The organism is Chryseobacterium sp. B21-037, from assembly GCF_028570785.1.
Lineage (GTDB): Bacteria > Bacteroidota > Bacteroidia > Flavobacteriales > Weeksellaceae > Chryseobacterium > Chryseobacterium proteolyticum.
On record NZ_JALGCB010000001.1, the window covers coordinates 1909118 to 1923758 of the forward strand.

The following is a 14641-nucleotide window of genomic DNA, read 5'->3' on the forward strand; positions in this document are numbered from 1 at the left end:
TTATCTGCTTCTCTCTCTTTCACTTTCATTTCCAAGTGCTCTTTCTCCTTTGGAAATTTTATCATTTCCAAAACTATAGTTGATGGAAAATCTAAAGAATCTATTATTGGCGAACGATTTATAAGTCTGTGCGATCCCGTTAATTTCCGACAGCATGGTCCGTGGACTGGAATTAAATATATCGTACGCTGCAATGCTTAGATTTAATCCTTTATAGGGCGTCTTGTAAGAAAGAGCCATATCTAATGAATTGGCATCAGAGTAATGAAACAAATTTTGATTAGATGATGATCCGTACCAGTAATTGATATCCAGGGTCAAGGTTTTTGATTGATTAAGAGTCAATGAATTATTAAGGGCTCCAAAAAACTCAAATCCGTTCCTCAAAACTAGATTAATATCCTGGGTCTTTTTTGACTGGGAATAATTCAGGAAAAGAGTAACATAACTTTTCCACCATGCAAGGGCATTAAATTCATACGTTTCCGATAAAGAATAGCCATAACTTTTAAAATAATTATCAAAGGTTACGATCTGCTCTTTAGTTTCATCATTCATTTTAAAGAACACATTATATGCATTTGAATTTACATTAAAAGCCAATTTGGAAGTCAGGCTCTTATAAGTATGGGAAAGTTCAATATTATCTACATAAGATGGCTTCAGATATGGATTACCCATAGAAGAAATCTGGCTGTTGATATAGGATCTTGCCGGGTTTAGCTGCCCATAAGATGGTCTTTGTATCCTTCTGGAATAGTTTAATAATAAGCTATTATTTTCATTAATTGTATTTTTGATAAATACTGACGGAAATAATTTCAAATACTTATTATAATCAGTCTGATCTAAGATGACAGAATGTCCTTTGGTCTGTGTATATTCTGTTCTCAATCCTATTTGTCCCTCCCATTTATCAGAAAACTTCTTTGTTGCATTAAAATAGAGAGCCTGAATCGCTTCATCATATTTGAACTGATCTGATTGAGTTAGAGTATTATTGGAAGTAAGATCATAATTATTGAGTAAATAATTGGTTCCTGTAAATCCTACTTTACCTCCATAGTTAAGATTCATGAATTTTCCGGGATGTTCAATATCAAATTTTAAACTATAATTATTAATATCCTGGTTTGAAATCCCTCTATTAAAGAAATTAATTCCCTCAAAACTGTAATCCGGATTATATTGATTGGAAAGGATGGTATTATTCCTATCTGTTACATAGCTAAGATAATCCAAGTCTATATTTAACTTTTTTCCCAGGGTATCTAACTTCTGTTCCAAATGAAGGTTCAATGAGTGATTATTATTTTTATCACGGATATGTCCATCTCCTTTCAGAAAATAAAGAGGCACGTTTGCGTTGTTAACTACAGCTGTATTTACATTATCGTCAACGTAATTGTTGTATACTCCTCCCAGATACTGTAATCCAATCTTTGTTTTGGGCATTATGTCATAATCTATCAAAAACCTCCCGGAGAACTGATTATAATTCCACTTTTGCTCCGTCGTTAAGAAATAGGGATCCGAAAAGAAAATATCCGACATCTGTTTTGTAAAGGTGTCACCGTAGCTATATCCCGTGTTGAGTAAAAAACTGAGTTTATTCTTCTGATAGGTAAAATTGTTATTTACCGTCTGTAAGATATATTTTGTTTTTGCAACATCAGTTGTCAAAGTAGTATTGTTATTCCATGAATTCTTTTTGGTCTTTTTAAGAACAAGATTCACAATTCCACTGTTTCCTTCGGCTTCATACCTGGCTGATGGGTTACTAATGACTTCTACAGATTTAATGTTTTCGCTTGGTATAGATTTTAAAAAGTTTTTCAAATCATCTCCGCTTAAATTGATCATTCTCCCGTCAATCATTACTTTAACAGCGTCCCTTCCAAGCATTGATATCTGATCATTTTTCAAAACAAGCCCCGGTACAGATTTCATCGTCTCGAAAATATTCCCCTTGTTCGCAAGAGCATTGTTTTCAACATTAAACACGGTCCTGTCCAGTTTATGGGTGATCATTTTGGGTGAAGAAGTCAGTTTAACCTCTTCTATTAATTTAGATACGGTTACCAACTCTATGTCAGCCAATTTAGTATCCGAATTAATGATTATTTCTTTTTCAAAAGAGGTATACTCGGAGTTTTTAACGGTCAGTATGTATTTACCTTTTATGAGCTCTATACTAAAGTTTCCTCCATCATTTGTCATTACTTTCCTGTTATTATTTGAAGGAGTAGTTTTAAAAAGAAGTTCTGCATTTTTTACAGGTTCTTTTTCTTTGTTTAATACCCTTCCTTCTATTTTATATTGCGAATAAAGTAGAACAGGAAATAGTAAAATTAAAAGATGTAGTAGTTTAACGTTTTTCATAAATATGTAATTACTGCGTTTTTAAAAAGTCTGTGAATTCTTTAATATACTTTGGAAAATCAATACTGGCAGTAGATGCGGGTTGTGATAATTGAATTAAGACTCCATTAGAATATTCAAAGGCTTTCAGATTAATTCCGTCAAATTCTGTCATTTCTTCCATGTATTCATTAAAATAATCATATTCTTTTTCTTCATTCTGGCTTAAATAGCTATAAAATCCAAAAATATTTTTTTCGATATCTTTACTTTCCATGGATTCTATATCCTGTCTAATGACTTGATATGGAATTTTTTGCACTGATCTGCACTCAATCATTCTTACATAGTTCTTCATCATTTCCTCAATTGAATAATTTTCAGAATCAGCATGTGAAACCATAACAAGATTAGTTAATACCCCCATCATATTACCATACTCCGAACTTTCTCTATTACTGCTTAGCATTCCGAATAAATTTTTGTTTGGACTTTTATAATCGGTCATAATTCTGGAAAATACCGACAGGCATAGAGCATTCATAGGAACAGACGCTTTTTTAGATACTACCCTAAGATGTACGAAATCTTCATTTTTAATAAAAGCTTCCTTGATCATAAAATTCTGGAAGAAAACATGGTCACTACCGGAATCTTTATTTTCATACAAAGGAGTTGTCAATAAGGAATTAACCTGATTATTTCTAAGTTCAATCCCGTCATCGGATTTTAAAAATTTCTCCTGGGAATCAATAAAGGTAAAATGGTGAGGTTGCATACTAATTTCTTTACCAGAATTAAAGTAAGCCTCCAATTCATGTTTTAAATAATTAGATGAATAATTATCCAATAAGGAGTGGTGTATTCCGAAAAATAACGAAGCTTGTGGAGTACCGGAAGTTTCGGTTTTAACAACAAAAACTCTTATCAGTTCGCCCTCAAATAAGTCGTACGGCTGGAATATAAACTCTTTTCCAATAGCTTTAATATCCTCTTCTGACCTCACCTGTAAGCTTTCAATATGTATTTTTATAGCTACTTCTGTTTCGGAGATATATCGTTGTAAAACCTGGAGCTGATCCTGCTCATATTTCGTCATCAAAGAAGGAAATCTGGAAAAGCACTTTCTAAGGGTATGTTCAAAATTATTTTCATCAAATCTTTGTATGTCTATATTAAAGTTTACTGATGAATATTTATTCCTGAACAGATGATATTGGTTAGGAGACAACGTCATTGTATCTCCATATTGCCATTCATTGCTGCTTTCATTTTCATTTTCTTCCAGAATCTTTATCATATTTTTCTTATACAATTGAGATAGTTTTTCGATTGTAGATTCATGAAATATGTTTTTTGAATAAAGGATATTTACAGATAGCACTCCGGAAACTATGATCCCTGAAACATCCAGTAAAATAGAAGTTTTCAAATTGTCAGCAGAAACCGCTGTACCTATGCTTTCTGATGAGAAATCAAGCCTCATTTTTTTGTTGTTAACACCTCCTGCATCATCAAAACTTCCCATAAAATTAAAGCATATGCTCGGATCCGATGAGGATTTAATTTTTTCATTCAGGTAGTGAAGAACTCCATATCCAATCCCTTTTTTGGGAATGTTATTTAAGCCTTCTTTTACACTTAATATAAAAGGTTTGGTTTGATCACCAATATCTAATGAAAAAGGATAAACACTTGTAAACCAACCTACTGTCCTGCTTACATCTACATCAGCAGAAATGTTCTCTCTACCATGTCCTTCCATCAGCACCTTAGTTTTGCTTATCCCAAAATGTTCCTGCAGAGACATAGCCATTGCTGTTAACAGAATATCTTTAACTTCAGCATTATATTTCTTGCCTGCATTGGTTTGTAATAAATGAGTCTGCTCTTGATCAAAAGAGAATCCCATACTACTATCAGAAACCTGATTTTCTGCTAAAGGATAATCTGTAGGAATCATTTGATAATCTACGGATTCTATGCTCTCCCAGTAAGCACGTTCTTTTCCTAGAGAAGAGCTGGTACTATATTCCTCCAACACTTTACTCCATTTTTGGAAGGAATGTGTTTTAGCTGGAAGGATATATACATTTCCTAATATAGCCGAATCATACAGATTGTTAAGATCTTCCAACAGAATACGCCAGGATATTCCATCCGCAACCAGGTGGTGAAGGATTAACAGAATTCTGTCGCCGTCACTCATAGACACATGTCCTACATGGAACAAAATCCCCGAAGTGATGTCTATTGAAGTCTGAAGTGTTATTCCAATATCTTCTAAACGTTCAAGTTCTTCTGTTTCTGATGTGCTTGAAGTGATATCAAAATACTCATATCGATAATGCTTACCGGATATATCGGAATTGAATTGTCTCCAACTACCTTCCTCATTAGTATACATCATCCTCATCGCATCATGATGATTGACCAGCTGCTCTATACAATTCTCTAAAATTGAACCTGAGAGTCTTTCAGTGCTTTTTAATACAACGGATTGATTAAAATGATTTTTATTAACAATCTTTTCATCCTCAAAAAAACTACGCTGAATAGGTGTCAGGCTGATCTCTCCACTTACGACAGATTGTTCTATTGCTGAGACTTCGCTTGTAATATGCTTAGTCATTTCTTCCAAAACAGGATACTGTAAAATATGCTCTACTTTCAGGGTATATCCTTTTTGTCTTAATTTTGATACAATCTGAATAGATTTGATGGATTCTCCTCCAAGATTATAATAATTATCCTTCATACTGATAGGACTGTGTTTCAGAATCTGTTCACAAACTTCTACCAAAGCAGATTGCGCTGGTGTAACAGGAGCAACATATTCATTCTTTATAAGGTCGGTAGAAGAAACATCAGGCAGTTTTTTACGGTCAATTTTCCCATTGCTGGTTAAAGGAATATCTTCCAGCTCAACATAAAAGCTCGGCACCATATACTGTGGTAATTTTTCCTCCAGATATTTGGTTAATTCGTCTTTGTCAATCTCAGTATCTGCTACATAATATATCACAATGCTTTTATCACCTTCATGCTCTTTCACATCTGTAACGGCAGTCTTAATGGCATGGCTGTAAGAAATTACCTGGCTGTCGATCTCTCCCAACTCAATACGATGTCCGCGAACCTTTACCTGGCGGTCGATCCTGCCAGAATATTCAATAGTCCCGTCAGGAAGCCATCTTCCCGTATCCCCGCTACGATACATTTTAGTACCCGGTATAAATGGGTTTTCTATAAACTTCTCAGAGGTAAGTTCAGGATTATTAACATATCCCTTTGCCAAACCTGCTCCTGAGATATAAATTTCTCCTGTTACCCCCACAGCCACCAAGTCTTTATCGGAATCCAGAATATAAATTTGCGTATTTGCTATGGGCTTACCAATGGGTATGATTGATAATGCCAAATCACTTCCTTTTTCTATTTTATGCACAGTAGCACAAATACTTGTCTCAGTAGGCCCGTAAGCATTGTAAAAAGTACCATGCTGAAGAAATTCTTTTGTCTTCCCGATAACTGCCGATTCTCCAGCTGTAATTACTGCTTTCAGGTTTTGAAGCTTCTCTACATTGAGTAAGTTGAAGAATGCAGGAGGCAGCGTTACTATATCAATAGAATGCTTCTCTACATATTCTTCAAAGGCAAAGGAATCTTTTCTAACTACATCGCTAAGAATATGAAGGGACTTTCCACAAAGTAAGGTCATAAAAATCTCGAAAATAGATGCATCAAAAGAAAAAGAGGCAAACTGCGCTACATTGTGGTAAGCAGAGACTCCAAAGAATTCCTTTTGAAACTGTGTCATATTGAGTATACCTCCATGGGTATTCATCACACCTTTTGGTTCCCCAGTAGAGCCTGATGTATAAATGATATAGGCAATATCATCCTTTTCTAAAACTTCAGAATTAAATTCTGAATTAATTTCTCCTGTCAATTCTAAATCTATTGAAAAAGATCCACCGGAATAAAAATCAAGATCAAAGAAGTAGTAAGATTCAGTGATCAGTAAAGTCAAACCGGAGGTCATCACTTCTTTTCTGGATTCAGGAAGGTTGGCATCAATCGGCACATACACTGCACCCAGTTTTAATATTCCCAGGATAGAAATGACCTGATTTTCCCCACGGTTAAGCATCACACCTACATGGTCGCCTTTTTTTATTCCATGGGTATTCTGCAATTCCCAGGCAAGGCTAGACGCCCTATCATTTAACTCGGCATAACTTAATTTCAGATCCTCATAAATAATTGCAGTATGATCAGGAGTCTGCTTTACCTGATCCTCAAATAAACTAACGATACTTTGATTCTCAGGATAAAAAGAAGTGGTATTGTTGAAATCTTCTAATAAAAGTTTTTTCTCATTCTCGCCTAAATAACCAGCTTCTAAAATTTTTCTTTCGCCATCAATGAATATATTTTTTAACAAATTAGTAAAATGCATTCCGATGTTATCCATTAATACTCTGTTGAAGACAGAAGCATCATATTTAATATCAAGCATTACCGAGTCTTCTGATGGGAATACAGTAATCAAAAAGTAATAATTGGTTTCATCAACTACTTCTACGTTTTTGATCTCTTCAATTGATGAGCTGCTTTCATTATCCACATAGTTGTCCATGATAGAGTCCTGAACAGGGTAATTTTCAAAAACAATGATATTGTTAATCATGTTATTTCCTAACCCCGAAATTGTCTGGATATCTGAAAGTTTAGAATAATGATAAGGACTGCTTTGAATGGACTTGGTATGTAAATCAAGGAAAAATTCTTTAACTGTATCTTCCTTTTTATATTTTACTCTGATCGGAATGGTATTGATAAATAGTCCTACAATATTTTCAACATCTTCCAGTGCAGGAGGGCGGCCAGACACTACTGCTCCAAATACAGCATCTTCTGATCCGTTATATCTGGAAAGCAGATATCCCCAGACTCCCTGAATATACGTGTTGATCGTAATTCCAATATTCTTGCATAATTTTTCAATTCCTTTGAAAGAATCTCCTTCAATTTTAATCTTATTGCTTACAATTATCTTAGGTTCGTTGGCAGAAGCACGGTCTCGTTCAAACGGAATTACTGCTGGCACGTTAACACCGCTAAGATAGGATTCCCAATATTTCATTGTTTCCTGGTCATCTACTTCTCTTAACCACTCAATATAAGACGAATATTTCTTGGTTTCCGGCAGATTTATTTCTGTTCCGTGTTCCAAAGAACTTAAAATTGCGGAAAAATCATTGATCAGAATACTGAGGCACCAGCCGTCCATAATGATATGATGGTGACTCCAGATGAATTCATAATAGCCATCCGGTAACTCCACAATAACCAAACGCATTTGTGTAGGTTCACTTAAAACAAAGCCTCGGTTTACATCCCCTTGCTTTATATTGTCCAGTTCAAGTTCCGATTCTAATATCAAATGTTTGAAGTCTACATGAGCTTTTTTATGAACAATCTGTAAAGGCACTTCTCCATAACGGTTTTCAAAGGAAGTACGAAGAATGGAATGACGGTTGAGCAACATTCCAAATGCTTTTTCTACCAGAGATAAGTTCAGTTCAGATGATTTAATACGATAGGAGGTCTGCATATAGTAAATTGAGCCGTGAGGGTCTACCAGCCAATGGTAATACAAGCCCTGCTGCATCGGGGAAAGCTCATAAATATCTTCTATATCATTCCCTTTACTGATCTCCTCAATCGTGCTGAATGATAATCCTTTGTAAGTAAGGTCTGATGGAGTTAGAATCACAGATGAATCTTCACTCTCTTTCACTATAGCTTCCAGGTGAGACTGATAAGCGAATAAAAGTTTTTGTATCGTATTTTCTGTAAATAATTTATCTGAAAAACGGATATTGATACTCATCACTCCGTTCACCGTCATTCCTGAGACATCCAACAAGAGATCTGTAGATAAATTAGCAGAATCTACAGAAGAGCCTATATTTTCGGAACTGTAATCAAATAAGGAGCGCTTCCCTTCAGTTTCAGAATCTCCAATTTCATTAAAATCTCCAAGGTAATTGAACTGTATGGAAGGATTACTTGTTGAAGAAAATGCATCACCCAGATAATTCAAAATACCATAACCAATCCCTTTGTTTGGAATACCTCGTAAACCTTCTTTTACACTTACCAAAGCAGGCTGACTGTTATCGCTGATATCAAGGTTAAAAGGATATACACTGGTAAACCAACCTATCGTCCGGCTGATGTCAAGTCCTGTGTTCATCACTTCCCTACCATGTCCTTCCATTAATACCTTGGTCTTGCTAACCCCAAACTGATTCTGTAAAGCCAATGCCAAACCGGTCAGTAAAACATCATTGATCTCTGCACTGTATTTCCTCCCTGCACGAGTCTGTAATAATTTAGTAGCATCAGTACTTAAACTAAAACCTAAGCTTTTATCTAAAACCTGTTTGCCTTCTACAGGATAATCTGTAACAAGAGCTGTATAGTTTTCAGATTCTACGCCTTCCCAATATAAACGCTCTTTGGATAGTTCCAAACTTCTGCTGTATTCATCCAAGGCTTTACCCCAACTCTGGAAGGAATCCGTTTTAGAGGGCAGAGAATATTGTTGTCCTCTAATTTCTGACTCATATAAATTACCTAAATCTTCCAGCAAAATTCTCCACGAAACACCATCCATTACCAAATGATGAACAACTAAAATGATACGGTCCCCATCACTCATGGAAACATGACCCACATGGAATAAAACTCCAGACTCTATGTTGATTGTACTCTGAAGGTCCTTTCCTATTTGTTGTAATTGGAATAATTCTTCTGATTCACTGCCACTGTCCCGGATATCAAAAGACGCTAAACGGTAATGTACGCCATCAATTCCCGAATTATACTGATTCCATTTCCCGTCTTTATGACTATACATCATTCTTAAAGCATCATGATGCTCTACAAGACATTTTAAGGAAGTTTCTAAAACAGAAGCCGACAGTCTTTCACTGCTTTTTAAAATAACAGACTGATTATAATGATTTTTATTGGTGATCCCTTCACTTTCAAAGAAATACCTCTGGATAGGAGTTAGAATACTTTCTCCTGTAACTTCAGACTGGTCGATTTTAGCAACATCTGTTGTCATATAGCACGCCAGCTCTTCTAATACAGGATACTGTAAAATATGTTCTACCTTCAGACTATAACCCTGCTGACGAAGTCTGGAAACTATCTGAATGGATTTTATGGAGTCTCCTCCTAAATTATAATAGTTATCACGGATACTGATCGGACTGTGTTTCAAGACCTGCTCACAGACAGAGACTAATACCTTTTCTTCTTTACTGGTAGCTGCAACATATTCTGTGGTAATAAGATCTTCTGAACTTACTTCTGGTAAACTCTTTCTGTCAACCTTTCCATTGCTTGTTAAAGGAATCTGGTCAAGTTCCACATAAAAGCCGGGTAACATATATTGTGGAAGCTTGCTCTCCAGATGTCTCGCCAGATCCTGCTTGTCAATCGGGGTATCACTTACATAGTACACCACCAAACTCTTATCTTCTTCATGTTCTTTTACTTCTGTAACAACAGATTTAATCGATTCACTGAAAGAAAGCACCTGGCTGTCGATCTCTCCAAGCTCTATCCTATGACCACGGATCTTTACCTGATGGTCAATCCTTCCCAGATACTCTATTGTACCATCAGCTAGCCATTTTCCTAAATCTCCTGTGCGGTACATCTTCGTACCCGGAATAAATGGATTGTCTACAAACTTCTCTGCGGTAAGCTCTGGATTATTTAAATAACCCTGAGCCAATCCAGCTCCAGAGATATACATCTCCCCGCTTACTCCTGCAGGAACCAAATGTTTATTCTCATCTAAAATATAAATCTGCGTATTGGCGATAGGCTGACCGATAGGTATGGTAGAAGAAGCTAAATCACTCCCCTTTTCAAGTTTATGTACGGTAGCACAGATGCTCGTCTCTGTAGGACCATAAGCATTGTAAAAAGTTCCATACTTCAGATATTCTTTCGTCTTACCAATAATTGCTGATTCTCCTGCGGTTATTAAACCTTTCAATCCCTGAAGTCTCTCAACATTCAGTAAACTGAAAAATGCCGGTGGCAGTGTTACCAGATCAATGGAATGATTGTTTACATACTCTTCAAAGGCATAAACATCTTTTCTCACTGAATCACTCAAAATATGAAGACTCTTACCACTTAGCAACGTCATAAAAATCTCTGAAATAGAAGCATCAAATGAAAAAGAAGCAAACTGAGCAACATTCTCATAAGAGGAAACTTCAAAGAATTCTTTCTGGAATAACATTGTATTCAAAATACCGCCATGAGTATTCAAAACTCCTTTTGGTTCTCCCGTAGAACCGGAAGTGTATATGATGTATGCAATATCATCTCTTTCTAAAACTTCTGATGTAAACCCTGAGGCATCTTCTTCTGTAAATTCTAAATCTATAGAAAAAGATTCACCAGAATAGAAATCAAGGTCAAAGAAATAGTAAGATTCGGTGATCAGTAAAGATAAATCAGAAGTCATCACTTCTTTCCTGGATTCTGGAAGATTCGCATCTATAGGTACATAAACTGCTCCTAGTTTCAATATCCCAAGAATAGAAACGATCTGATTTTCTCCACGATTAAGCATTACTCCTACATAATCGCCTTTCTTGATTCCATGATCCACCTGAAGACGATAAGCTAAAGCATTCGCTTTATTATTCAGCTCTTCGTAGCTTAATACTGTATCTTCGAAAACAACAGCTCTTGAATCTGGATTTTTGGCCACTTCTTCTTCAAATAAACTAACAATATTTTGATTGTCAGGGTATGAAACAGAAGTATCATTAAATTCTTTTAGCAATACTTCCCGATCAGCAGAGCTTACATATTCTAATTCTGATAAAGGAGTATTGGGAGAGTCAATAAATTTTAATAGTAATTCTTTGTAATGTTTTATAAAGTTCTGAATAATATCTGAATCATACAGATCCTTATTATAGTTTACTTTGATGTATAACTGGTCATTAATAACACCAAAGTGAAACTCAATATCATTCTTACAGTTACCTCCTTTAAATTCCTGAATATTATCTGTTACTATTTCATGTATTGAATAAGGATCTGTTGTGGCTTCATGAAATGTAATTGAAATATCAAAAATTGAGCTTTTAGACTGATCTCTTTTAAAATCAATATCATTCAATATCTCACTCAGCGGATATATGGAATGCTCATAAGCGGAGATCAGGTTCTCTTTAACTTTTTCAAAGAAAGTATTAAAGCTATCTGTAGAACTTACTTTATTTCTTAACACTAATGTTCTTAAAAAATAACCGATCTGCTGAGAAAATTCATCTCTTTCCCTGATAGCCATCGGGGATCCTACAATAATATCTTCATGGTGGGTATATTTGTACAATAATGCCTTTAACACTGTAAGAACTCCCATGAAAAGGCTTCCATGACGTTTCTGCACCAAATTACTAAGCAGCTTGGTATTCTCAAGGGATAAAAACATCTGAAAAGCTACACTGTCATAGGTTTTGAAAGATGGTTTTATCTTATCTGTAGGAAACTGAACTACTTCCGGTAACGGTAACAAAACATCCTGCCAGTATTTTTTGTGATCCTTTGAAGCTGACAATTGTTCATAGGTCCAGTCAATATAATCCTTATACTGATATTTTACTTCTTTTTCCGGCTCAGCCCCGATTAAATAGGCCTTATATACTGAGAATATTTCATTTTCAAATATCTTAACGGACCATTCATCCGCTATAATATGATGTATATTATAATAGAAAATGCTATTTCCTTCAGGAAGATGAATTAAATAACATCGTAAAAGCAGACCGTTTTCTAAATCAAAATTTACAAGATTATCTTTATTGATAAAATCCATCCCGTCCCCATAATTACCATGAGTATAATTGACTTCATGTATATCCGCTTCTACTTTATGATGGATTATTTGCTCCAAATCTCCTGAAGCATTTAATTTAAAATTGGTTCTTAAAATTTCATATTTGTTTAGAACAAAATTCAATGCCCTTTTTAATAATTCAAGATCTAAAGTTTCCCGAATATAGAAATTTGAAGGTAAGTGGTAGGTTATGGATGCTGTAGGGTCCTGGCATGTTATCCATATTTCCCTTTGAACATGAGATGTTCTGTAATGGATATTACCTTGTTCATCTACAGAAACATTTGAGAGTGATTTATTTTTAAAAAATTGAACTAAAGAATCTTTATTTATTTTTATTTCCTTCAAAAGCTCAGTTGGAATATTCTCTTTCGTGGAAATGATTTCTAAATCATCATTCTTCAATACAACTTCTATGTTATTTTCTTTTAATTTATCAATAAAATTTTTCATAAATTTTGGTATAATTGATATTTCTGTTAAAAATTATCCTTAGTTAATGCAGCTTATAATCTTTGATTATTTTTTAATATATAAAACAATATCAATCTGTTAAGGGAGATAATATTGAGTTTACATAGAAATATCGTTGGGATTCAAGCAGACCATTTAAAAACTTTGCATTTTTATTTAAACCAAATGCAAAGTTTATAATTGATCATTGATTTAAAATCTAACTTTACATTACAATTCAGTAATTCCGTTATACATATTCTATTGTCTTTTCCCCGAATAATCTTTCTGCCTCGATGCCTCTGGATATACATTCTTCCAGCAGTTTATTGGATTCTACAATAGCTTTGGATTCATCTGTATATTTAATAGAACTGATGAATACCAGCCAAGGTTCCATTCCCATTGCATATACAAATACATCTTTAGGATTAAAAATATCGATAAAGGCTATTCCCTGATTGTAGTCAGATCCGGCCAGACGTCGGGAAAGGTCTTTATCCCTTTCTAATTTTTTATACATTAATGGTCCGTACAGCCAGGATAAAGGAGCTCCTTCACATTCCATTCCCAGGAATAACACATCCACTTCTCCAACGATTCCTTTTACTTTTTCATAGATCTTTGGCTCGATGTTACAAGAATCTGCTGCAAATAAAAGTCTGATGCCATTGTGTAGGGAAAAGTGATAACACAGTTTACTTCTAACATCAAGATCGGCATGTTCTCCTAAGAATGGAAGTCCTGTGATCACACAATTCTCCATTTCGATGCTTTCCAACTCATTCAATTCAATAACCTGCTTAAAGCCTATTTTCTTAAACATCAACTTAAGATCTGGATCCTGTAAGTTTCCTTTACTGCTGCTTGGAACAATAATCGTTTTTATTCTGTGGCGTAATTGTAATAACGTTTCCAAAAGAATATGATCCTGATGGTTGTGAGTAATTAAAACATAATCAATTTCTTCAGGAAGATCATTAATGGTATATCTGTTCACATCTGTTTCATATCCGTCATAGCTTATAACGGGATCTACCACAATTGATACTTTTTTGGTTTCAACCAAAACGCAGGCATGTCCGAAATATCTGGTTCTAACTCCCGGCCCGTTATATTTTCGGAATTCTGCCGGTTTTTCTTTAGTAAAAAAGGTTTTGAAAAGCTCTTCTTTTTCAGCAGGAATATTTAATAATTCTTTGATTCTATTATAATCTCCCGGAATTTTTTTCATTGTAAACAGCTCATCTATTACTTCAGATTTGAAAGGAATATCAAGATGAATAACATTTTCATCCGGTAATCTTGGAGTACTTAACACAAATGATCTTGAATCATCGGAATCAATTAATTGTAAGCTTATAGACTGAGCCGACTCATCGTAATACTTACTCGCATATAATAATGGTTCTATTAATCTGTAGTTGACATTATTATTTAAATCGTAATACAGCTCAACATATCCTTTTAGAATTTCAGGAATCTTTTCATACATACTATTAAGAGAGAAGCCCTGAACTTCTGATTGCAAAATCTCATTTAATTCTCTTAAGGCATTGTCCAATTCTAATAAATGTGCTCTTTTTTCGATGGTCTCGTCGTGTAATCTTGAAACCTCATTTACCCTTTCCGTCTGATAATCGATGAACGGACCTCCCAGCATTTTAGGATTTTTAACCGCTAAACTATGTGTTTTTGCATTTTTAATATAAGAGGACATAATTCTCAGGTGTCTATGCTTTATATTCATTGCTGCAGTAACCGGAGATATAAGGTGAGACCATGCATACCATAGATCTACCAATGGCTCAATTACGACATTAAGTTTTAAATAGGTATCGTTTTTTAAATTTTCCATTTTTTAATAATTTT

At 34.8% G+C, this 14641-nt stretch carries 3 protein-coding genes; all 3 read right to left on the reverse strand.

The genetic code is table 11. From position 1 onward, the window contains the following. The 3 genes from MTQ00_RS08445 to MTQ00_RS08455 all read right to left on the reverse strand — a co-directional run bounded on the left by MTQ00_RS08445 (position 1) and on the right by MTQ00_RS08455 (position 14627). Complete coding sequence (locus MTQ00_RS08445) at positions 1-2382, reverse strand: TonB-dependent receptor domain-containing protein (protein WP_273648445.1); 2382 nt, start codon at positions 2380-2382, stop codon at positions 1-3. A gap of 10 nt (positions 2383-2392) precedes the next feature. Further along, a complete protein-coding gene (locus tag MTQ00_RS08450) occupies positions 2393-12769 on the reverse strand; it encodes a non-ribosomal peptide synthetase (RefSeq protein WP_273648446.1) in 10377 nt (3458 codons plus the stop codon). A 250-nt stretch (positions 12770-13019) separates the two neighbouring features. Further along, positions 13020-14627, reverse strand: coding sequence for an MBL fold metallo-hydrolase (locus MTQ00_RS08455; RefSeq protein ID WP_273648447.1), 1608 nt, complete (start codon positions 14625-14627; stop codon positions 13020-13022). Positions 14628-14641: the final 14 nt, after the last annotated feature.

Bases quoted from the DNA above. Each gene is read 5' to 3' on its own strand.
- MTQ00_RS08450 (WP_273648446.1), bottom strand. From the start codon at position 12,769: ATGAAAAATTTTATTGATAAATTAAAAGAAAATAACATAGAAGTTGTA.
- MTQ00_RS08445 (WP_273648445.1), bottom strand. From the start codon at position 2,382: ATGAAAAACGTTAAACTACTACATCTTTTAATTTTACTATTTCCTGTT.
- MTQ00_RS08455 (WP_273648447.1), bottom strand. From the start codon at position 14,627: ATGGAAAATTTAAAAAACGATACCTATTTAAAACTTAATGTCGTAATT.